The organism is Bacillus sp. Xin1, assembly GCF_013314535.1.
Classification (GTDB): Bacteria; Bacillota; Bacilli; order Bacillales; family Bacillaceae_G; genus Bacillus_A.
In genome coordinates this window covers 43,824-67,058 of sequence record NZ_JABUAE010000025.1, presented here as the reverse complement: position 1 = coordinate 67,058, position 23,235 = coordinate 43,824, and the positions used below count along the sequence as shown (strand labels likewise).

Annotated in this window: 23 protein-coding genes, 1 pseudogene and 1 riboswitch; of the genes and pseudogenes, 8 read left to right on the top strand and 16 right to left on the bottom strand. The window is 35.7% G+C overall.

The window, feature by feature from the left end; all coding sequences use genetic code 11:
- Positions 1–19 precede the first annotated feature (19 nt).
- The 4 genes from HRG09_RS19320 to phaZ form a co-directional block, all read right to left on the bottom strand.
- On the bottom strand, positions 20–430 hold the full coding sequence (locus HRG09_RS19320; protein WP_174102492.1) for a hypothetical protein: 411 nt from the start codon (positions 428–430) through the stop codon (positions 20–22).
- Positions 431–672: 242 nt separating this feature from the next.
- Positions 673–873, bottom strand: coding sequence for an NETI motif-containing protein (locus tag HRG09_RS19315; protein WP_017151742.1), 201 nt, complete (start codon positions 871–873; stop codon positions 673–675).
- Complete coding sequence (locus tag HRG09_RS19310) at positions 857–2,053, bottom strand: MFS transporter (RefSeq protein WP_174102491.1); 1,197 nt, start codon at positions 2,051–2,053, stop codon at positions 857–859. Before HRG09_RS19310 ends, HRG09_RS19315 begins: the two co-directional genes overlap by 17 nt.
- 120 nt (positions 2,054–2,173) lie before the next feature.
- A complete protein-coding gene (phaZ, locus tag HRG09_RS19305) occupies positions 2,174–3,091 on the bottom strand; it encodes an intracellular short-chain-length polyhydroxyalkanoate depolymerase (protein WP_174102490.1) in 918 nt (305 codons plus the stop codon).
- A gap of 174 nt (positions 3,092–3,265) precedes the next feature.
- Between phaZ and HRG09_RS19300 the strand changes: the two genes are divergently transcribed.
- The 4 genes from HRG09_RS19300 to HRG09_RS19285 all read left to right on the top strand — a co-directional run bounded on the left by HRG09_RS19300 (position 3,266) and on the right by HRG09_RS19285 (position 7,711).
- Positions 3,266–3,685 (top strand): MarR family winged helix-turn-helix transcriptional regulator, encoded by a 420-nt coding sequence (locus HRG09_RS19300; RefSeq protein WP_174102489.1) that lies wholly within the window; start codon positions 3,266–3,268, stop codon positions 3,683–3,685.
- A 14-nt stretch (positions 3,686–3,699) separates the two neighbouring features.
- Positions 3,700–4,899, top strand: a complete 1,200-nt coding sequence (locus tag HRG09_RS19295) for an MFS transporter (protein ID WP_174102488.1) — start codon at positions 3,700–3,702, stop codon at positions 4,897–4,899.
- A 100-nt stretch (positions 4,900–4,999) separates the two neighbouring features.
- Complete coding sequence (locus HRG09_RS19290; protein ID WP_174102487.1) at positions 5,000–6,262, top strand: serine hydrolase domain-containing protein; 1,263 nt, start codon at positions 5,000–5,002, stop codon at positions 6,260–6,262.
- Between the two features lie 102 nt (positions 6,263–6,364).
- Complete coding sequence (locus tag HRG09_RS19285) at positions 6,365–7,711, top strand: short-chain fatty acid transporter (protein ID WP_174102486.1); 1,347 nt, start codon at positions 6,365–6,367, stop codon at positions 7,709–7,711.
- Between the two features lie 63 nt (positions 7,712–7,774).
- Here the strand turns inward: HRG09_RS19285 and HRG09_RS19280 are convergent, their stop codons facing one another.
- The 3 genes from HRG09_RS19280 to HRG09_RS19270 all read right to left on the bottom strand — a co-directional run bounded on the left by HRG09_RS19280 (position 7,775) and on the right by HRG09_RS19270 (position 9,244).
- Positions 7,775–8,128, bottom strand: a complete 354-nt coding sequence (locus tag HRG09_RS19280; RefSeq protein ID WP_174102485.1) for a group-specific protein — start codon at positions 8,126–8,128, stop codon at positions 7,775–7,777.
- Positions 8,116–8,700 (bottom strand): NAD(P)H-dependent oxidoreductase, encoded by a 585-nt coding sequence (locus HRG09_RS19275; protein WP_174102484.1) that lies wholly within the window; start codon positions 8,698–8,700, stop codon positions 8,116–8,118. The genes HRG09_RS19280 and HRG09_RS19275 overlap by 13 nt, the downstream gene beginning before the upstream one ends.
- 283 nt (positions 8,701–8,983) lie before the next feature.
- Complete coding sequence (locus tag HRG09_RS19270) at positions 8,984–9,244, bottom strand: hypothetical protein (RefSeq protein ID WP_174102483.1); 261 nt, start codon at positions 9,242–9,244, stop codon at positions 8,984–8,986.
- Positions 9,245–9,343: 99 nt separating this feature from the next.
- A riboswitch (SAM riboswitch) is annotated at positions 9,344–9,442 on the bottom strand.
- A gap of 122 nt (positions 9,443–9,564) precedes the next feature.
- Between HRG09_RS19270 and HRG09_RS19265 the strand changes: the two genes are divergently transcribed.
- Positions 9,565–9,756 (top strand): hypothetical protein, encoded by a 192-nt coding sequence (locus tag HRG09_RS19265; protein WP_174102482.1) that lies wholly within the window; start codon positions 9,565–9,567, stop codon positions 9,754–9,756.
- 34 nt (positions 9,757–9,790) lie between these two features.
- Here HRG09_RS19265 and HRG09_RS19260 read toward each other — a convergent pair whose 3' ends face one another.
- The 7 genes from HRG09_RS19260 to rraA form a co-directional block, all read right to left on the bottom strand.
- A complete protein-coding gene (locus HRG09_RS19260; protein ID WP_174102481.1) occupies positions 9,791–10,513 on the bottom strand; it encodes a YwiC-like family protein in 723 nt (240 codons plus the stop codon).
- Positions 10,514–10,726: 213 nt separating this feature from the next.
- The gene (locus HRG09_RS19255) at positions 10,727–11,446 is read right to left on the bottom strand and encodes an ECF transporter S component (protein WP_174102480.1); all 720 of its coding nucleotides are present in this window, start codon (positions 11,444–11,446) and stop codon (positions 10,727–10,729) included.
- Entirely contained in the window at positions 11,419–13,080 is a 1,662-nt protein-coding gene (locus HRG09_RS19250) for an ABC transporter ATP-binding protein (protein ID WP_174102479.1), read from the bottom strand. The genes HRG09_RS19255 and HRG09_RS19250 overlap by 28 nt, the downstream gene beginning before the upstream one ends.
- Positions 13,053–13,931: an energy-coupling factor transporter transmembrane component T gene (locus tag HRG09_RS19245; RefSeq protein ID WP_174102478.1), complete on the bottom strand. Its 879-nt coding sequence runs from the start codon at positions 13,929–13,931 to the stop codon at positions 13,053–13,055. Before HRG09_RS19245 ends, HRG09_RS19250 begins: the two co-directional genes overlap by 28 nt.
- A 22-nt stretch (positions 13,932–13,953) precedes the next feature.
- Positions 13,954–14,790, bottom strand: coding sequence for a DUF4430 domain-containing protein (locus HRG09_RS19240; protein WP_174102477.1), 837 nt, complete (start codon positions 14,788–14,790; stop codon positions 13,954–13,956).
- 54 nt (positions 14,791–14,844) lie between these two features.
- Entirely contained in the window at positions 14,845–16,710 is a 1,866-nt protein-coding gene (locus tag HRG09_RS19235; protein ID WP_174102476.1) for a DUF4430 domain-containing protein, read from the bottom strand.
- Positions 16,711–17,075: 365 nt separating this feature from the next.
- The gene (gene rraA, locus HRG09_RS19230; protein WP_174102475.1) at positions 17,076–17,555 is read right to left on the bottom strand and encodes a ribonuclease E activity regulator RraA; all 480 of its coding nucleotides are present in this window, start codon (positions 17,553–17,555) and stop codon (positions 17,076–17,078) included.
- A 506-nt stretch (positions 17,556–18,061) separates the two neighbouring features.
- Here rraA and HRG09_RS19225 point away from each other — a divergent pair.
- A complete protein-coding gene (locus HRG09_RS19225) occupies positions 18,062–18,964 on the top strand; it encodes a mechanosensitive ion channel family protein (protein ID WP_174102474.1) in 903 nt (300 codons plus the stop codon).
- 555 nt (positions 18,965–19,519) lie between these two features.
- Positions 19,520–19,714 (top strand): hypothetical protein, encoded by a 195-nt coding sequence (locus HRG09_RS19220; protein ID WP_174102473.1) that lies wholly within the window; start codon positions 19,520–19,522, stop codon positions 19,712–19,714.
- A gap of 195 nt (positions 19,715–19,909) precedes the next feature.
- Here the strand turns inward: HRG09_RS19220 and HRG09_RS19215 are convergent.
- Positions 19,910–21,042: pseudogene (locus HRG09_RS19215) on the bottom strand (RNA-guided endonuclease InsQ/TnpB family protein).
- 385 nt (positions 21,043–21,427) lie between these two features.
- Here HRG09_RS19215 and HRG09_RS19210 point away from each other — a divergent pair.
- On the top strand, positions 21,428–22,342 hold the full coding sequence (locus HRG09_RS19210) for a class I SAM-dependent methyltransferase (RefSeq protein ID WP_174102472.1): 915 nt from the start codon (positions 21,428–21,430) through the stop codon (positions 22,340–22,342).
- A 161-nt stretch (positions 22,343–22,503) separates the two neighbouring features.
- Here HRG09_RS19210 and ybaK read toward each other — a convergent pair whose 3' ends face one another.
- A complete protein-coding gene (gene ybaK / locus HRG09_RS19205) occupies positions 22,504–22,977 on the bottom strand; it encodes a Cys-tRNA(Pro) deacylase (protein WP_174102471.1) in 474 nt (157 codons plus the stop codon).
- Between the last annotated feature and the right edge of the window lie 258 nt (positions 22,978–23,235).

The window sequence follows — 23,235 nt, the reverse complement described above, 5'->3', positions numbered from 1 at the left end:
CATACTTCTTTATCTTCGCTTATTTTCCGAATAAATTCTTTAACGCATTAGCCGCTTCTTCAGCTTCAGCTTTATTTTCCGCATCTGCTTTTGCTTTATATTCCTCCCACTTGTAATACGCTTTATTTTTAGCAGACGTAACGTCTCCTAGCATTTGGCGAAAATAATTTATCGTCTCGGTTAATTCTGAATCTTTCTTGTGCCGAGCTGCTTCAAATTCACGGGCAGGAATTTTATCTTGTGGCAATCCATGACTGCTTCCTTCGTAACTACGCTTTGCTGATTCGGCTTGCTCGATTAAAGTTCGCAGTTTACCTTCTTTCGCCTGTAAATATCCATGTAGTTTATCGTAATTATCTCGCTTTCTTTCACTATCTGTATATGAAATATGAAGAAAGTTACCAATGGAATCTATCAAATGCTCCCCCATGTTTGTCCTCCTTTATTTCCTTTAATAAAACAATCGATTTCTCAATACTTTACATACAATCTACCTTGTAATTATTTTCAAAATTTTTCTTGTATAAGTAATTTCATGTGAATATTTTACCAAAAAGTGAAAGCCATTTTACCATTTATTAAGATGAAACGCTCCTCTATATGATTTACAAAAAATAATATAACATTGATTACTACCCCATAAAAAAGAGAGGTCATTTTCACGACCTCTCCTCACTTCAACTTCCCTTCAAAAACAATCCTTCTCCCGCAGGGCTCTACAACTGTTTTTCCATCTTTCTTCACTTCATGAAAGATCGGCTCTTCCATGCGGCGTGATGGTGCATATCCTTCTTGTTCCATACGTGCTAAACAATCTGTAATTGTTTCATTCTCTTGTACTTCAAATTTTTTCTTATTAGGTTGTTTTGTCATGCCCTAACCTGCTTTCTATTTGTCTTGATGCGGATTGACTTTTCATATATACGATATATAGAAGTGCAATAATTGCCATTATCATCATAACCGCTATAAAAAAGCTTGTATACTGTATTTTTTCTATAAATATGCCTCCTAATACAGGCCCTATAATACTTCCAATACTAAAGGCGATTCCGGATAATATATTTCCAGCTGGCAGTAAATGTCTTGGTAATAAATCCGTCATAAAGCCAAGCCCTAAAGAGAAACATGAACCAATTACCATTCCAGCTAATAGCATACATCCAAATATAATCCAATAATACCCGTCAAATACTGCCGCAAGTAAGAAGATGATTGTACTGATGCTGAATGTCCATGTTAAAATGCGGTCTCTTCCGTATTTATCACTTAATATACCAAGCGGAATTTGCGTAATGATTCCTCCTATTGCAAATGCTGGTAGTAAGAAAGATACATCAGAGACAGACCATCCTTTTCGAAGTGCATATACTGGCAGATTACTATTTAACATTGCTTCTAACACGCCATAGGCCAAAGGTCCCATCAGCGCAATCCAAGCTAGAACAAATACTTGTTTGTAACGAGAAAGTGATGATTCATTTTTCTCTCCTTTATGATCTTGCTCTGGAAAGGCATTTTTAGTTGGTAATAGCAATAGCCATCCAATTAAACAAAGAATTGTCGATACAATAAATGGCGTTGCAAGTCCGTACTGGACAGTGCTCGCTAAATATGGACCTACGGCAAAACCAATACCAAAGAAGACTCCATATATAGAGACTTGTCTTCCTATTTTGCTAGGATCAGATGTCGTCGTAATCCACGTCTGTGTTCCGACATGCAACATATGATCTCCTACTCCAACTAAAAAGCGAAGGATAAACCATGCCCAAAATGAAAATGTTTGTGTAAAAAAGAATAATGAAATAATAACAAGAAAACCACCAATTACGATAATCGGTTTCATCCCAAACCGTTGCATCGGTTTTTCAAGCCATGGCGAAATAAATAAAATTCCAATGTATAACGCCGTTGCATGAAGACCGTTAAAACTAGAACGAATCCCCTCTTGTTCAAAAATCATTGCGATCGCTGGAAGAAGCATCCCTTGTGATAACCCAGAAATTGCAACAATTCCAACCATAATCCAAAATGTAAATCGTATTGACATCCGCTTCCCTCTCCCTTTACATGTTCACCAGCCTTCATTATAAACGTTTTGAACAGTAATGTGTAAGCATATAAAAAGAAGTTAGAAAACCCGCTTCTAACCCCCTTTTATATGCTCAGCTTATTTATGTTCCAACCAATTTGTAACATGCTGAATAAATTCGTCTAAGCAATCGATAAACGGTGAATGCCCGCAATCTTTTAATATAGTTAACTTTGCATTAGGAAGATGCTTCGCTAATTCTTCTCCGACCACTTGCGGAACAACGTAATCACGATCTCCTTGTAAAACGAGTGTCGGCACTTGCAATTGATGAATATGTCCATTTCCCGGCACAACGCCATTATGTTCATCTGAAATATTAAATGTAATTAAGGCATAGTTCACATCTACAAAATTACGCTGCGTTAACATATCCTCTAAGTATTTTTCATAACGCTCTGGTTCTGGCTTGTTATGTGTGTAAATGAGTAAGTTCCAAACTGTTCGATAATAGAGCTTGTTCATATTTTTAATTGCATCTAGTACAGGAGCAATTTGAACAGGATCTTGTGCGATTTCTTCTTTCGTTTTTAATAAACTGGATGCGATCGGTTGACCGTTTATATCTTTTTTGAAAATAGGATATCCTTTCATTCCTACTGATTCAACCAAAATCAACCTTTCTACGTACTCTGGATGACAAGCTGCAAACTCCATCGCAACACCACCACCCATTGACCAGCCCATCAGTGAAAATTTCTTCAATTGTAGTTCATCTATAAATAGCTTTACATCATCTGCAAAGTCTTGCAATGAATCTATTGGCTTATGGTATGTCGATTTCCCGAATCCTCTTAAATCAATGGCATAAATATGATATTCGTCCTGTAGTTTCTCAATAACTAAATCCCAATGCTGTGAGGATGTCATATTCCCATGAATCAGTACAAGTATTTCTTTACTTTGCCTTCCAACTTTTTGATATGCAATCGTTTCTCCATTTGACAGCGAAACAAACTCCATTGTTGCAGGCTTAATCATCACATTCTCCCCCATTCAATTTTAATAGAAAGAAAATTCTAAACTTACCTTTAGCATACCATGCAGAATGTATGTTCTCAACACAAAAACGATACAAAATTTTTACATAAAACAACATGTCCGTCACTAGACAATTTTGGCAAAAGGGTATATAGTTAGCTAGGTAACTAATTTGAAAGGATCAAACAAATGGACGAAAAACAGTATTTTTTTCACATTGTCAGTCAAACTTCTCGTAAGTTTACGAAAAAATTTAATGAACGTGTGTCACCAACAGGTTTATTTAGTGCACAGTGGGCTGTCATTTTCCGCATCAACCAAACAGGACCTTGTACACAAACTGAGTTATGTCAATACTTAAACGTTGAATCTCCAACGATGACTCGTACATTAACGCGTATGGAAACGATGGGCTGGATTATTCGAACGGAAGGAAAAGATCGCCGTGAAAAGCTCATTTCCTTATCAGAAACAGCACTGAAAATGATTCCAGTATGGCAAGAAGAAGTTGATACTTTCGAAGAAAAAACGTTGCAAAATATTGATGAAGAAGATTTGCAACGAGCATTTCAAGTACTACAAAAAATTATTAAAAATTTAGATGATTAATAGGAGGGATGACGATGCAAAGTGAGAGACTTTGGACGAAGGACTTCCTTGGAACTTGTTTTAGTAGTCTGTTTCTCTTTTTAACGTTTTACATGCTTATGACCACCCTGCCCGTCTATGTAATAGACGGATTGAAAGGAAAACCTGAAGAAATTGGTTTAGTCGCAACTGTATTCCTTATTTCTTCTGTCCTATGCCGTCCGTTTACCGGGAAGTGGCTTGACGATTTAGGGAGAAAGAAGATCTTATTTATTTCTCTTTCCTTATTTTTAGCTGCTACCGTCATGTATTTTGGTGCACAAAGTTTATTCTTATTACTTGCCCTTCGCTTCCTTCACGGGATTGGGTTTGGAATGGCGACTACAGCTACAGGTACAATTGTTACAGACGTCGCACCACCTCATCGCCGCGGTGAAGCACTTGCCTATTTTGGTGTATTTATGAGTCTGCCGATGGTAATCGGTCCTTTTTTAGGTTTAACGATTATTTCACATTTTTCATTTACAGTTCTGTTTATCGTTTGTTCTGTATTTTCATTATTAGCATTCCTACTAGGTTTACTTGTAAATATTCCACATGAAAAACCAGTAAATAAACAAAAACGCGAACGAATGAAATGGAAAGATTTAATTGAACCTGCTTCCGTTCCAATTGCTCTTACAGGATTTGTTTTAGCATTTTCTTATAGTGGCATATTATCTTTTATTCCTATTTACGCAAAAGAAATTGGTGTAGAGGAAGTTGCAAGTTACTTCTTTATCGTTTACGCACTTGTTGTTGTTCTTTCTCGTCCATTTACAGGAAAGATATTTGATCGTTTCGGTGAAAATATACTTGTTTATCCTTCCATTATTATTTTTACAATCGGAATGTTCATCTTAAGCCAAGCACAAACGTCATTTTGGTTCCTTGGTGCAGGTGTATTAATTGGTTTAGGCTACGGAACATTGATTCCAAGTTTCCAAACGATTGCTATTTCCGCAGCTCCAAACCATCGACGCGGCTCAGCAACAGCTACTTATTTTTCATTCTTTGATAGCGGTATTGGTTTCGGTTCCTTTGTACTTGGTATCGTAGCTACACAATCAAGCTATCATAATATGTATTTCGTTGCTGCCATTATCGTTGCGTTTACATTACTTATTTATTACTTCCTACATGGCAGAAAACAAAAATTCAAAAAGCAACATACAGACAAAAAATTATCAGCTTAGTGTTAATAAGGAAAGTAAACTCCTCTGTTTACTTTCCTTATTTTGTATTTCTAAGAAAACGAGCGTATACTTACTATAGAAATAACAAGGAGGTACATAGATGAACTTAAAAAAATCTCCCCTTTTATTAATCATACTTACACTATTGTTTATCCTAACTGGGCTTGGATTTGCATTTTTTAAACAAAATAAAGTCTCTCCTTCTAAAGAGAACGTAACAAAAGAAAATTGGTTACAAGATCCTTATTTACGCTGGTCATACACACATATGAAAGAACTAGCGTTAACAAGTGAAGTGAAAAACAATCCTATGCAAGTAGCAACATTCCCTACCGCATTACAAAACTTAGATGATTTCTCTGTAAAAAAAGAATACGGAAGCAATATTCCGTTAAAGAAACTATTAGATGAGAATAAAACAGATGCCTTTGTCGTCGTGCATAACGGAAAACTTGTTTATGAACAGTATTTCAATGGATATAAACAAAATGACCCGCATGGAATGGCTTCTTTAGCAAAAGTATTTACCGGGGCACTTATACAATCATTAACCGAAGAAGGACTCATCGATGTAAATAAGACTGCTGAAACTTACGTCAAAGAATTACGGAATACTCCATTTGGAAAAGCAACGATCCAACAATTAATGGACATGAAAGTATCTGCTGAATACCCTACACATGGATATATGCAGCAAGGGTTAGAAAATCAAGATGCGCAGTTGTATTTAGCCAGCAATATTCTTCCTCGTGGTAAAAACTATAACGGTCCAATGAAAATTTACGATATGTTACAAGAAGCAAAAGAAACTGCACCACCTGGAACACAGTTTTCTTATAATAACGGTTCATCTGAATCACTTGGCTGGATTATACGGACCGTAACTGGTAAATCATTAACCGAAAATGTAAGTGAACGCATTTGGTCCAAAATCGGTATGGAAGAAAATGCGTATTATGTTACAGATAAAACAGGAGTTGAACAAGCGAGTGCCGGTTTAAACGCTACTGCAAGAGATATGGCTAGGTTTGGTCAATTGATTTTACATAACGGTCGTTACAATGACATGCAAATTCTCCCCTCCTCCATTTCAGAAAATGTACAGAGCGTACAAGAAGGTGAATTAGCAATCGGACAAGGGGCACCTATTTCTTATCATAATCAATGGTGGATTCCTCATAATGAACAGGGCGCCTTTGAAGTATTAGGAAGCTATGGACAATGTCTCTATATAGATCCAAAAGCAAATATGGTAATTGTACATTTTTCATCAAATGCGAATCCAAGTAATGATGTTCATGCTACTTATTCAAATATGTATGTACAGATCGCCAAACACTTAGAAAAGCTTTCACAAGGGTGAAAGCTTTTCTTTTATCATTTATCTGAATCTTCAGTTTAATAAAGGTTATCTCTTTACCCACAGCGAATATGTAAAAGAAAAAACTTAAGGAGGTTGATGAATTTGTTTCGCTCTTTTACAAATGGTTGTGTTGCTCTTGTGCAACGTTTTTTACCAGATCCCTTTATTTTATCTTGTCTATTAACAATTTTTGTTATCTTATTTGGCATGTTTGCGACGCACCAATCACCTGTAGAAATGATTGCTCATTGGGGAGATGGAATTTGGGGCCTTTTAGCCTTCGCCATGCAAATGGCACTTGTACTTGTTACAGGTTCTGCATTAGCTAACGCTCCGCTCATTCGCAAAGGCTTAGCAAAAGCTGCACAACTGCCGAAAACAAGCGGACAAGGTATTATCGCTATTTCTATTGTTAGTTTACTTGGTGCATACATAAACTGGGGATTCGGCATTGTAGTGTCTGTTTTATATGCAAAGGAAGTTGCAAAACACATACAAAATTTAGACTATCGACTTGCCATCGCTTCTTCTTATTCCGGATTTCTTATTTGGCACGCGGGACTTTCCGCCTCTATACCACTTACTTTAGCATCTGGCGGCGAAACATTAATTAAAACAACTGCTGGAAGTATAAAGGAAGCAATCCCTATAACAGAAACGTTATTTTCACCATATGCGCTCGTTCCTGTACTTATATTTTTAGTAACGATGCCACTTATAAATAAGGCAATGCATCCGGATGAAAATCATACGATTACAGTGGATCCTAGCGTATTTCAAGAAGAAGCTGCTGCTCAAGAAATAGAAGCTCGTACGTTTGCTGAGAAAATGGAAAATAGCATTTGGATAACGGTATGTGTTGGACTATTAGGTCTTATTTATATTGTTCATTATTTTAGTACGAAAGGCTTTAACCTGACACTTGATATCGTTATTTTTATACTGTTAATTGCTGGCCTTATTTTTCACCGTACTCCGATTCAATATATTCGCGCCTTTTCAGATTCGACGAAAAGCGCATCTGGCATTCTACTCCAATTTCCATTTTACGCAGGAATTATGGGAATGATGATTGGAGCAAACAGCGAAGGCCTTTCACTTGGAGGAGCAATTTCTAATTTCTTTATTAGCATTTCGAATGAAACCACCTTCCCTCTATTCACGTTTTTAAGTGCAGGAATTGTAAATATTTTCGTACCATCTGGAGGCGGTCAATGGGCTGTACAAGCTCCTATTATGATCCCAGCTGGTGCTGAGCTTGGTGTACCTGCTGCGAAAACCGCAATGGCAATTGCATGGGGAGACGCTTGGACGAACTTAATACAACCTTTCTGGGCATTACCTGCATTAGCAATCGCCGGTTTAGGTGCACGTGACATTATGGGATTTTGTGTTGTTAACCTCCTTTATGCTGGCGTAGTAATTGGTTTATGTTTCCTTATCATTTAAATCGAAGCAATGTAAAAAAGCTAGTGTTATACTAGCTTTTTTATATAATAACTATAGTGATAATCATTCGTTTTCTATGCATCTAATTACATTTCCCCATTCTTCACATGAAAGATTTAACCTTTTATATGTAAATAACGTCGCACAAACAGTTTCAATCATCGATGGATGATTCCGCAAAAAATCCCACCTTAATACTCTCGGTACATCATACATTTTATACTCTTTACTTTCCTTGATAATTCCATCAACTTCTCTTTCACAAATTCCTCTTATTAAATAATCTGCTTTTAGTTCTTGATACATTTTTTGAAAACTCTCGCTATGATGTTTCAATTGAAGTAAACAAACGATATACGTACGAAACAAATCATCATTCCGATTGCAGCATTTCATTATACTTTCTACTTCACCCATAATTTTTTAGCCTTTTCCTTTATTTCTAAAAGCCACTTTTCACGTTTTGCTACTTTACTTGTTTTTATTGATTGAAAGACAGATCGTTTAATTTGACGTATACCGCAAAATCGTAAAATACCCTTTTTTATAATTACCCAATCAGCAGAGCGATATAAGAGTGCCACGTACCATAACGGTGAATCTAAAGTATTAATAACCCACGCTGTTTTCCCTATAAGCAACCCTTTCGGCATTACACCTTCATATTTATATGCAAACCCTGCAACAAACACACGATCGATAAATCCTTTTAAAATAGCAGGCATGCCCCACCACCATATTGGATAAATAAAAATAAAAGAGTCTGCTTCTTTGACCAAATTTCTATATCTCTCAGTTTCTTCTTCATATACTAAATCCCGTCTTCTCTTATCTTCATTGAAAATAAGCACTGGATTAAATTGTTCCTTATAAAGGTCAAGCAATGTAACAGAATGATCCGTCTCTTGAAGTCCTTTTTGCACATGTTCTAAAATGTTTGCATTGAAACTAGATGGATTAGGATGTGCATAAACGATGAGTATGTTCACCTTTTAACAACACCTTTCCTTAAATTCCCTTTTGACTCCCAACGGTTTGCGTGATATTCTAATACATGTCAAGTAGCAAGCCTATATGACAAACCAACTGACACCTACTCGGCGAAGGTGTCTCTTTTCATTTATAGCCGAATGAAATGCCTCTTTCAGGGCATATTCAACTTTTGACACTACACACTCAACACCATTCCCTTGTATCAGGCTGCTTTGGCAGTCTTTTACTCTACATACTTCTTTTAATTTTCAGATAAATTATAACATAAAAAAAGAGAGCCTAGCTCCCTTTTCTCGCCTTATAATATACCCCTTTTTCAGCATAGTGGTATTCATCATTAGCTAAAGTAATTTTCCCATCCAGTTTCAATTCGTCTAATAGCCTTGATAAATAAAATTGGTGTAACATTTTTTTCGTGAATTTTCCTTCATGATGCGAAACGATATGTTCTTGAATATCTAATAGTGATATTGGTTTATCTTGCTCCATCATATATTCATATACTGCACTACGCAGCTTTACGTATTTTTCAAGTGTCACAGTACAATTGCAACCCCTTTCTTCTTATGTTGTTGTTTTTGGAAGAGGTTTTTTGCAATAAAAAAACCTCTTCGATAAGAAGAAGTTACGTATATCTTCGTCTTATCTCCCAGAACAAATATGTTCTGCTGGAATTAGCACCTGCATCGCGGTTGCTGGGTTTCATCGGGCCAGTCCCTCCACCTCTCTGGATAAGAAAATATTCACTTTATATCTTACTATAGCTATTTTTATTATAATTGTCAAACAACATACAATAAGTTATATTTTCTTTCCTAACGCTCATACTAAAATTGTATGTAAAAAAGGAGGAATTTATGATGGATAAAAATGCCCGCGGATACGTTCAAGATTCATTCCATTCGTTGCAAGAAGCAAAGAATTGTTTAGAACATGCATTACAAACAGTCGAAAAGAGCGATAATCGGGAGCGAATCGAACAATCCCTACAAGCTGTGGAAAACGCATTACAAAAATGTAATCAAACGGTTGATATTTTAGAACAAAAATAAATATCGCCCATCTCTTTACTAGATGGGCGATATCTCAAATGGCATACTGCAACAGTATTGCCGTCACAATTAAAAAATATACAGAATTAACGATTTCTAAAACTCCAACTTTTAATATAGATATCTTTTTACCATACAATACGATTGCACGAACTAGGCTCGGTATAAATATAAGAGACAGCCATGGATTTACTACGAAAGAAGCAATGATTAAGAAAATATGGTATCCCCATGAAACATAGCGGTAAGTAGGAGTATTCTTTTCACGTATCATTGTTTTCACATAAAATGTACTACCTAAGAAATAAAGGAAAGAAACAGCCGCAATCCACCATGCTGTCCCATCAATTGTCTTCATCGAAAAATAATAACTAATCAAACCACCAATGCAGAAAACAAGTATGGCACAAATATCATTTACTAATGCTCGTTCCTTTTTTTGACGGGCAAAGTATATATTTACGATAAAGAGTGGAATCATCGTAACCGCGAATAAAAGAATTTCCCATTCATATAGTAAAGATACGATGCCGAAAACACATGCAATAACAAAATAAATAATTGCCGCATGTAAAAATTCTTTCTTTCGTGTTTGCTTCATGTACATTAAAAATGGATACGTTGCTAAATAGATAAATAACCAAGCGATAAAGAGTGGAATATGGTAGTATGTAGGTTTACCAAGTAGCACACTAAGTAAAAACGGAATCAGCAGCATCCCCCACGCGCCATGCTGCTTTGGAACAACTAGCTTCATGAATATTACATCTCCTCTTTGAAAATCTTTCTCATTTCCTATTATAAAAAAAGTTCCATACGAAAGTTGAATATATTAAAACAATTCTTTGACATTTTCTAAACCTAAGTATTATAAAAAAATGCTTCTCACCAATGGCAAGAAGCATGAAAGAGGCAAACGAATATGTAAGTCGCGATCCTACGTTATATTCTTATGCTTTATGATATATGCTTATGCTTTGTTTCCTTGATATAATCGCTCGTTATCATCTAAAATCCCATATTTCTTTTTAAATCTCGTAATAATTCTAATCCATGATGAACTAAACAAAACAAGAAAAATTACATTTGAAAGCGCATGAGCGAAATCAAAGTAAAAACTTGCAGCGTAGTATGCCATAAAGTCTTTCCATGTTAATCCTTCTAAAAAGCCAAGTATCCCCCACAAATTCATAATCCAGCCAAAAACAAAACCGGCTATGAACCCATAGATGACTCTTCCCCATAACTTTCTCATAATAAATGTATTTCGTAGTAAACCAGCTGTAAAACCTATCATTCCCCAAGAAAACATTTGCCAAGGTGTCCAAGGTCCTTGTCCTAAAAAAATATTAGATACAAGTGCTGCCGTTGCACCAATCATAAAACCTGTCTCACTTCCAAAAACAATTGCAGATACAATAATAATAAAAGAAGTTGGTTGTACACTCGGCATAAGAGAAAATGGTACACGACTAACTGCTGCTATGGCTGCTAAAACAGCTACAATAACGATTTCACGTGAAACAAATGCTTTCCGTTCAAATCGTATATAAAAAGGTAACATAATAATGAACAATAGAAATAAACTACACCAAATAAAATATTCATCTGTTACAAAGGAAGTAAACAGAAGTGTACTTATTACAAGAATAAAAATAAGCGTTATGAGAGCAACATATCGTTTGGACACGCTTGATACACATCCTCCCACGTTAATGCATAAGGTAATTGCTTGCGAATAAAACGATTAATAGATGTTGTATAAAAGAAATTATCACTAAAGAATTTCTTTGGTGCATCATCCATAATGACTTTCCCATCAAATAACATCATACAATGATCCACATATTTCGCTGCAAATTCAATGTCATGTGTGGCCATCACAATTGTTGTTCCTTCCTTTTGTAACGCTTGAAACAGTTCGCCTAATCTTTCCTTTTTCTCTGGATCCAGCCCTTTTGTTGGTTCATCTAATAATAATAATTGGGGCTTAGATAACAAGGCTGTGCATAGTGCGATTAACTGTTGTTCTCCCCCGCTACAATCATGTGGATGACGATTGCGAATGGAATACAGCCAAAATCGGTTTAACATCTCTTCTGCAATTTCTTTCCCTCTATCACCATATAATTCATTTGCTCTTTCAAACACTTCATCCCACACCGTCTCAAATGTAAAATGATAATAGGGATGTTGTGATACAAATCCGATTTTTTCAAATCGTTCCTTGGACTTCATTTTATGAATTTCCGTTCCGTTCCACCGCACCTTTCCTCTTCTAGCTTTGTTTAGTCCTGCTAATATAGTTAAAAGTGTTGATTTTCCTGTACCATTTTTTCCAACAAGCGCAGTCCACTTGCCTTGTTCAATTGCTAGCGTTAAATCTTGCAAAATAAACGGACTATTTTTTTCATATTGAAAAGATATATGTTTTGCTTGTAAAATCACTTCTTTTGTTTCTACCTGTGATATAGCCGGTACTTCATGTTCGATTGGTAACTCGGAATGAATTTGTGTTTGCGCCTCCCTTACCGTAAATGGAATTTTCTCTATACCCCATTCTAAAAACAACCTTGAAATTTGAGGGATAAACGATCGAGATTCTTCTAATGCCCACATTTTCGATATAACATGTTGCGGGATTCCATCATACATAATTCTCCCTGCATCCATAAACACAACTCGAGTTGCTAATGAAATGACTTCATCTAAACGATGTTCGCTCATGATAATTGTAATTCCAAGTTCTTCGTTAATCCGTTTTAATAATCCTAAAAAATCTTTTGCGGCAATTGGATCAAGTTGCGCTGTCGGTTCATCAAGAAGTAACAATTTAGGCTGCAGCACAAGAACCGCCGCTAAATTAACGAGTTGTTTTTGTCCCCCTGATAATGTGTGAACAGACTGGTGTAATAAATCTTGAAATCCTAAAAAGCTAATTAACTCAGCAATTCTCTTTTGGATGACTTTTGTTTCTAGACCAACATTCTCAAGAGAAAATGCCAATTCTTGAATAACCGTATCCATAACAAGTTGATTTTCTGGATTTTGAAATACCATTCCGACTTCTTGCGCTGATAATAAATTAGGCATCTCGAGTAAAGAAGCTCCATTATAATACATACTACCTGTGCGCTTTCCAATCGGAAGTAACTCTTTCTTAAAATGTTTCAAAAGCGTTGTCTTACCACATCCTGAACGTCCAGCTAGCACAATAAATTCACCTTGAGAAACCGTTAACGAAACATCTGTTAATGCTTGTACATTTTCATCTGCATACGTAAAAGCTAAGTCTTTTATTTCTGCATGCGCCACCATAACCATTCCCTCCCTTCCATTAGGATTGGTAAACTAATAAATAGTAAAAATAAAACGAATAGTATTCCATCATATTGCTGAAATACAAGTGATTCCACTCTTGGATAGATTGATAATTTGCCAGCGCCGTAATAATTGAGCACAAAACTGCTTAGTAATAAAACCACTAAAGACGCAAGTATATACCAATCTTGTCTCCCCATGCGATACCGTATATACGTACTACGCTTTGTCACCCCAAACCCACGCGCTTGCATGGAATCTGCCGTTTGTAATGCATCTTCTAAAGAACAAACAAGTAACACCTGCAAAAGTTTCATTCCATTTTTGATTCTCCCGATGAATGAGCCTGAATCTAATTGAACGCCTTTTGTTTTTTGAACAAGTGTAATTTGTCTTAAACGCCGGATAAATAAAGGAACAAAACGCACCGTGATCATTGTCAATAGCGCAACTTTCGGTGAAACCCGTGAAAACAAATACAAAAATTTATGACTTGAAATAATATCATTGTAAGAAGTAAATGTGAACATAATAGCAAGTAACGATAACCCCATGATGAGTCCATACATGCACGCTTCTAATGTGATTCGATTATCTCCTAAGCGAAATAATGTAGTGGCTCCCCTATGTGTTAGCAAAGGATTTAGCACGATAACCATCAAAAAGAAAATGAACATACTTGGCAACATTCTTCTTATTCTCTCGCAATTTCCTTGTATAACGTTCAATAGCACCATCATAATAATAGCACCAATTAAAAAAAGAGGGTGAAGACACACCATACAGAGTATCATCACCCCAATATAATAGAAAAAATTCACAAAAGGATGTAAAGAAGAAAAGATAATTTTCATAACCTTTACCTAAAGTCCTTCCCTAATTTGATACATATACCCATTCAATAGTATCTCCTGGCTTGACTTTATATGTACCTGCACTTCGGTTTGGAAAAGCACCATTTACACGGTATTTCCATCCGCTTTTTGGCCCTTTGTCAAATTCATATAAGTCATTGATTCCTTTTACATATTTACTATTTCCGGATCCAGTTGAATCAACCTCTAAACCTGTACTTGTTAATATATCAAACACTGTATCTCCATCTTTCACATCAACTTTCTTTGCACTAGATAAATACCCTTGATCACCACGTACAGAAATAGTAACTTGTTTTTCCTCTGGTTTTGGTGGTACTGGTGGCACTGGATCTGGCGGCGGTACCGGGTTCGGTTTAGGTTGTGTATCAGACTTTTTAGGCTCTGGATCTTTCGGATATTCTTGCTTTGGCGTTTCTTTCGGCTGATTAACAACTTTAGCCTCTTCTTTTACTTCTGGTTTTTCTTCTGTCTTTGCTTCTGGCGCTTTCTTTACCTCAGCGTTTTCTTGCTGTGTTTTTGGTTGTTCCGGCGCTTTTTGCTGAGCAGGTGGTTCTTGGTCTTTTTTCTCTTCTTGTTTTACTTCAGGTTGTTCTTGCTGTTTTTGTTCTTGATCATCTTTTGGCTGCTCTTGCTCTTCTGGTTGCTTTTGCTTAGCAACTGGTTCTTGCGATTCTTCCTGTTTACTTTCTTCTTTTATTTCTTCTTGTTTTTCCTTATCTTTTTGTTCTGTTTGCTTTGATACCACTTGTTGCTCAGGTTTTGATTCATTTTGACTACATCCAACAAGCAATCCAAATGAGAGAACAAATGAGAGTAACCACTTCATCATACTCATGTTTTCCTCACCTTCCTAATAAAATTAGGAGCAAATCATTGCTCCTAATTTTCGTTAAGCTGCTTTTCGTCTCCATAAAACATATGCTGAAACGATGCATAATACGCCCATTCCTACTGGCATAGCATTGTCCGAAGCAGACGCTCCTGTTTTTGGTAACTGACGATTCATTGCAGTTTTTTCATTATTTACTGTTTTATTTTTCGTAACATCACGAGAGTTCTCATCATGTGTTTGTTCCTGCGGTTTTTGAATCACTTCTTGCTTTTCAATCACCTTTGGTTCATTTACTACAGGTTTTTTCGGCTCTTCAACTGAAGTTTTATCATTTCCAGTCAATGGATTTGTCCAATCATATATAGAGCCTTTTCCATCTACAAATGCCTTATATTGAACAAGCGCTAAAAATGCTTGTTCAGTAGCCATACCATTACCCTCTTCATCGCTTGGTAACCATTTAAATTCGCCATTTGGAAGTTGATATGACAGTAAATTGTGAACTGTATTTACATGATTTTTAGTGAACGCTTCACCAGTTGGATCGATTCCTGTAATAGCAAGTCCAATAATCGCTTGCGCAACACTGTTAGCATTTTCTTGACCATCAGCTTCAAATCCGCCAGTGCTTAATTGTTGATTTGCTAGATACTGCACTGCTTTGTCTAAAGCTTGTTTTACCCCTGGTTGTTTTTGATATGGCGCTAATGCTGATAACACCATACCTGTTACATCAATATTACTTGCTTCTTCTTTACCGCTTCCAACACTATACGTCCAACCACCATCTGTATGCTGCGCATTTAAAATCTCTTTTACTAAAGCAGCACGATTCCATCTCGCTCCAGCTGGCACTTCGTATTTTTTCGTATCAAGTGCAAGTAAAGCAAATGTATAACCAGTAACAGAATTTAGTTTTTCAGATTGGTACAATTCTTGTACTAAATTTTTCCCTGCAACATTCGTTGGATTCCCATTCACTGCTGACACTGCTAAAATTGTTCTTGCTATATCTGTCGCAGTAAATCGATTCACACGCTTTTCCACTGTTTGTGTTAAAGATTGTAAATAACTAATCTTTGTTTCCGTTGGAATATTATATCCTGAACGAGCAAGTGCAATGGCTATCCAATCACTATCGATTCCATTTCCCATCATCTTTTGTGATGTTTTAGCAATCGCTTGATCTAATTGTTTCATTAATAATTCATTTTTGATTGGTTCTTTCAACTCATTAGGCTTTTGGCCATCCAGCTTTTGCTCTTCTGGTTTTTGTTCTTCAGGCTTTTGCTCTTCTGGTTTTTGTTCCTCAGGCTTTTGACCATCTGGCTTTTGCTCTTCTGGTTTTTGTTCCTCAGGCTTTTGCTCTTCTGGTTTTTGCTCCTCAGGCTTTTGGCCATCTGGCTTTTGTTCCTCAGGCTTTTGCTCTTCTGGTTTTTGTTCTTCTGGGTTAGTTGTATCTGGATCTTTTTTGCAAGTTCCAATCTTATCGAGCACCTGTTGCAATGTTTCTGTACTCATGTTGTTCCAATCTACAACAAAACGAAATGCAACAACATCTCCAGATTCTAATTTATAACTATCTGCGCCTACCATGGCAGCTTTATCATTTACATCATATGTCCATCCACTTGTATCACCAGCCATTAAACCATCAATACCTTTAACATAGATACCATATTTCGTATTCTCAGCTGTTACTTTCGTCCCCATAACTTTTTGTAACAAACTATAGGCTGTTTCCCCATCTTCAATTGACACTTCTTTCGGACATAAAATAACTCCTTTTTGCGATTCCCCAATGACCGCAAGTGTTGCTGTTTTCCCTTCAGCAAACGTAATATGTACAGTATTTGTGAATGAAACAAATACTAATGCAACTGCCATTATCGACGTAAGCAGCCATTTTTTTATCATTGCCATTCTCACTTATTCCTCCCTTTGCTTACATATACATAAAAAAAGGCCCTTCAAGGGCGTGCAATAGCACTCTACTGTGAGTGCGAACCAAAATGCACAACACCTCCTATCCGCTTAGATAGCGGTTGTATTTGTATAGGAAAGATCATGTAGCGTATGAATGTATTATTGTGATAACATTCACTATGAGCGGCGAATCCATTTCATTTCCACCAATTTCCTTTTAAAGTTATCGTATAAACGACATACCTATACATTCATCAAATTATAAATTTCTGTATTATTTTACTATTGACACGAGATTTTGTCTATGCTTTATCGGATTTATTTTCTAAGAATAATAGATTATTATATGCTATATAAGTATGTTAGTCATGAATACACTTTTCACATACAATAATGCCATCTTCATCAGCGTACACGTAATGATTTGGAACCCACTCAATTCCTCCAAATTGTAATGGAATTGCCGTTTCTCCTTTTCCTTCCTTTATACTTCTCTTCGGCAGTGTACCTAATGCGAAAATACCAATATCTATGTTTCGTAGTTCCTTAGAATCACGAACATATCCATGTATAATAATACCTGCTAAATTCCGTTCTTTTGCTATATTTGCTAAGTTATCTCCGAGTAACGCACAGTTTGTCGAAGCCTCTCCATCAACTACTAATACAGTTCCTTCCGGTAAAGTTTGCAGCGCTTCCTTTACTAATACATTATCATCTTTCACTTTAACCGTCGCAATCTTCCCATAAAATTGTTCTTTCATACCGTACGACTGAAACAGTGGCTGACATACTTGTACCTCCTTTTCAAAAGCATCACAAAGATCTGTTGTTTTCCACATTTTTCTCCCTCTTTTCGTTTTTCAATATATGTTACATATTCTTGTCATTTTATGTTTTACCTGTCTAATATTGCGAAATTCTATATACTATAGCTGTAGATTTGAATTGAACTACCCCCACCTTCACTTCGTTTAGGGGAAGGGGTCTTCTCAGTTAAAATGATAAAGTCGTATCGTTTTGAATAAAGTTATACCGTTTATAAAAAAATTGCACCACTTTACCCCTTTAGATTATCATTATCTAAAGGGGTGTATTTATATTGAAAAGGAAAAGAACATCTGGAATGGAAAGATCGATTAAGGAACTGTTGAGTGACGATACGTTGTTCCGTTAAAGGGCCATATTGTTGAAGATGAACTGGGAATAAAAATCAAAATACATAGTTAAGGAAACAATATGTAAGGTCAAGGTAACAGATGATCCTGGAATAAATTTCAAGATTTTTAAAAAGTATTTATAATAAATCAGCTTTGCATGAAATTTTCATTTTTAAGGAAGTGGATGGATGGATTTTTTAACTTTTACTGAGGAATTTTTTAATTATATAAGGAAGTTTTTACTTTTAAGATTTACACTATTTGCTTTGGTTCTCATGACCTGTTCCTTTGTCATAAACCGTATTATTGATTGGTTCTTTAGGAAGTCAAGTTTTTTTGATGAAGAAGTAGAACAGACGATTCAAAGTGTAATTCGATCAATTTTCAGGTATGGAATTATGATTAGCCTTGTTATTTATCTAATCAGTCAATTTGTAGATATAAAAGGTATTCTTGCAGGTGCAGGGATTGCCGGAGTTGTCATCGGTTTTGCTGCACAACAGCTACTAAAAGATGTTATATTAGGGTTCGCAAGATTAACGGACAAAGAGTTTCGTGTCGGCGATTTTGTTACTTTCAACGGAACAAGTTCAGGTACCATTGAGGAAATCAGTATTCGCTTTATGCAAATTCGTGAATGGTCGGGAAAACTCCTTACCATCCCACATGGAGAGATTAGAGCGATACAAAATTTTAATAAAGGCAGGATGCGAGTTATTGAACGAATTACGGTAAGTTATCAAGAAGATCCTACAAGAATAAAGGAATTGTTAGAAAAAGTAAGTGTTATCTGCAATGAAAAATTTGATCAAAGCCTATATAGGGTAGAGAACGAGGCTGTTGAACCATTTCAATATATTGGTATTACAGACTTAAATCCAAACCTTAAATATGTTGGGTACGAATTTTGTATTGTAGGCTTGGTTAAACCTGAAGAGTATTTTGAAACTTCCAGGCAAGTAAGGTTTGAACTAATGTCTATATTCCATAAGAATCAAGTACAAATGCCAACAGCGAACATGTTCGTTCATACTGAAAAATTACAGGAGATTCCTGAAGACAGCTTTCACCAAGTAGGTAAAGAAAACTAGCTAATTGGAGATCCTAAGTCAGTTCATGAGGCGCGATTGTGGAGCGGCATAGATAGGAAATGATCAATTTTTTTTATAAAAGAATGAACTAACTAAAATATTAAGAGCGTGTTTTGATCAATCTTTTCTATAATCGTTTATGAGGGTTATTAGTATCAATTTGATTAAACTTTATTTTAAAGCAACAATAGCTCCTTCCCCTCCTGTATAATATTTCAAATTCTGTACATACTATATAAAGGCTGGTGAACAGCTTTAATCAAATTTTGTAGTACCTACAATCTTTTCTCCCTTTCCCTGGGGCTGAGCAGTTAGCGTTTGCTAGCTGCTCTTTTGTATTGCATTTGTTTACATAAGGGCTAATACATAACCAACTTTATAAAAATTGAATATTGTATGAATGGATACACTTTTAATATAAAGTGAAACTTCTATCAGTGGAAATTTTCTTCATCCCCCACCAATCTTTGAATCTTGATGTAGGGATCTTACTGCCCGCAAATAGCGGGATAAAATATATAATTGCCAAATAATATATTTTAGGAGTTGTTTTGCATGCCAAAAAGACCTTTAGTCTTCACTGTTCCTCCTAATTCAAAAGTTAAAGTTTCATTTTTTTCACGTTACAACAAAGAAATAAAAAATATATCTTTCATTAATCAATTACTTAAGCCAGAGCGCCGAACTCTCACGGAATATCCAGACTATAAAAGATATTCAACTGAAGTACAATCATTATCAGATTGTTAATGATACGAGTTACTATACAATGACTCTAGGCGACTTGGATTTCACTGTGAATGACCCCTCCTTAACACTCTTACGAGTCGTTTGAAGAAGGGGCTTCCTGTTTCATAGAGCGTTGCTGTTTGGGAATCCAAGCAGTCTTACATACTCTTCACAGGCGTCGTTTATACTGTTTGGACACAACCTTGCCCTACAGTTTCATTCTTCAGTCGTTCTCACAAGTAATTGTTCAAGTCCTTTCCGCAAAATGTTGAGACTTGCATTATAATCTCTGTCTAACACCGTCCCGCACTTTGTACAAATATGTGTCCGAATCGAAAGTGATTTTTTCACACGATTTCCACAGTTAGAACAATCTTGTGATGTATACGCCGGATCTACTTTTACAAGTAGGCCTCCGAATTTCTCACACTTATACAAAAGAAACCTGCGAAAAGCTCCCCAGCCCGCATCAGAAATCGCCTTCGGAATTTTTCGATTCCGAATCATCTTTCGAATAGCAAGGTTTTCAATACAAATGACCGAATACATTTGCGTGAGATGATAACTTAATTTGTGTAAGAAATCTTTCCTTTGATTCGCCACCTTTCCATGAAGAATCTGGATGCGCTCCACTTGCTTCTTATAGTTCGCAGAGCCCTTTTTTTCTTCGAAAGGTTATGTTGTGCTTTCCGTAGTTGTTTTTCTTTTTGCAGAAGAAATCTCGGATTTTCAAATACAGTTCCATCCGAAAGGACAGCGTATTGATTCAATCCTACATCTATACCAATCGCATGTTCTCTCACAATAGTGGATGATACAACTTGTCTTTCGACACTGAAAATAGCGTACCATCTCTTAGATTGTCGTTTGATAATCACTTGCTTAATGGTTCCTTCTATCGGCCTGTGAAAAAGGATATCTATTTCTCCTAATCGCTTATTATATAATTTTCCGTTCGCTGCAAATGACATCGCAAAACGGTGTTTTCCATTTGGTTTGAATCCAAACTGAGGGAAAGTGAGACTATTATAGTCTTTATATTTTTTCAACTTTGGATAATTTGCATCCCCACGAAAAAAGCCATCATATGCCTTTTCGAGTCGTAAAAATACTTCTTGTAAGGGCTGTGATGGCACTTCTTTCAAAAAAGGATATCTCTTCTTATCGATGACTTGTTGCTTTTGCATGTCAGAACGAGTATACAATTGCTTCTTTTCTTTATATTTTCTCTGTTTATCTATAAGAGCAGAGTTATAGGTTTGACGACAATATTGTAGCCATCGTTCTAACATTTCCCTCTGTCCTTTTGTTAGGAATATTTCATATTTTTGGCTTAGCAATATGGTCATCACCTTCCTCTTTTTCATTACTTGTGTTTCAAATTCATAAAAACAAATGTACGAATGTACGTTCTTTTTCTACCACTAGCATACATGAAGTTACATAAAAAGGAAATAGAAAATTCGTGCTGTGCACGACCAACATTCATCCCCTCCCTACCACTGGACTATATCCTGCACGTGCTTGAGGAAGGGGACTTCTGTCGGAGTACTGTTAAATGTTTATATCGATTTTAGATATCTAACAAAAGAATGCAATAAATAGTTTTCTATTTACTTGACAAATAAATTTATTTGTGATATAATTTACTTTTATTAATTTAAGTTATATAATAGGATTCTCCTGGCCAGGGGAATCCTATTTTTTTGTTTTAAAGTGAAGGAGTGTGTTTGTATGAAGAAAGGTGAGTCAAGTGTAACTTCGTTAATATCAGCTTTCGGCAGATCCTATCATAGTCAATTTGATACCCCTAAAATCTTTAATGATTATATTGCTAAAGACTTAATTTCAGATAAAGAATTCAATGACATCAAAGAGAATATGGTTCAAGGCATACATTTCTTCAACAAAGATATCGCACAAAAATTCGAGGGAAATACAGAAGAAATTTTAAAATGGATTACACAAGTCCAACTTTCTCCAATTGCCTTATCACGTGCTGCGTATTGCGAGAAAGTATTACTTAATGAGATAACATTAGGATTACAACAATATGTCGTACTTGGCGCTGGATTAGACACTTTTAGTTTCCGACATCCAGAATTGGAAAACAGCTTAGAAATATTCGAAATTGATCACCCTGCTACACAGGAATTTAAAAAGAAAAGATTGGATGAGGCTAATTTAAAAATCCCAAGTAATCTTCATTTCGTTTCTATGGACTTCACCAAAACGTTTTCCTATCAAGATCTAATAGATAAAGGATTTGATAACAAAAAAACGTTCTTTAGTTTTTTAGGTGTTTCTTATTATTTAACAAAAGAGGAAATTTCAAGCTTGATAGATTTTTTATTTTCTAAGGTACCAACAGGTAGTTCCATCGTTTTTGATTATGCAGACGAAAAACTCTTTGAGGAGAAAGGAATCTCTAATAGAGTTGAAAACATGGTAAAAATGGCTTCACTAAGCGGAGAACCAATGAAATCATGTTTTTCTTACTTGGAAATCGAGAAGATGTTAGAGAAATCCGGTTTATTGATTTACGAACACCTATCACCTGCTCAAATTCATGAACTGTATTTTCAGAATCGAAACGATTACTTATCTGCTTTTGAAACCATTCATTACATTCATGCTGTAAAAAAATAAAACTTCAACTGATTTTCTCTTAAAAATAGCAGTTGAACGTCATAGAAATACCCCATTGGATACAATGAATGATTTGCATTGACAGCGAACAGAAGAACAACAGAATGAGAAAAAAGAGCCAAATGGCTCTTTTTTCTCATTCTTATCTTTAAAATAGTATTCTACTCTACTACAATATCCTGTACGTCAAAACGAATAATCTTTTTCAAGTCTTCTAATCCCAACTCAACTTGATATCCTATCTTTCCTGCACTAAATATGATTGCTTCAAAATCATTAGCACTTTTATCAATGACAGTTTGAAAAGATTTTTTCATCCCAATCGGTGAACAGCCACCATGAATATAGCCAGTGAGCGCGAGTAAATCTTTAGATTTCAGCATACTTACCGATTTTTCCCGAACGCTAGCAGCTGCTTTTTTCAAATCTAATTCTTTGTTTACAGGTACAACAAAAACATAGTGCTGTCCTGATTTCCCCATGGTTACTAATGTTTTAAATACTTGATCGGGAGATTGTCCCAATACTAACGCAACATCTATTCCACTAATCGCATCAGTGTCTACATAACTATAGTGCTTATAATTGATTTTTTTCTTATCTAATAACCGCATGACATTCGTTTTGTACTCCATTGTGATAAATCCTCCTGCAATAAATTTATATGTACAATTTCATATAGGAATTGAGACGAAGATGTTAAAAGTATAATTTCAAATACATAAATATTGTATCTTACTTTCGTATTTTTTCACAAGGAATGACAAACATATCCTTTCGCTCACACTATTTATACACGTTATGCTTCATTCATCCGTTAATTATATTTTTATTTTCGAAAAACATTGATATTTCAAAAATCATTTGTTATAATTTTGAAAAACTTAAGGAGA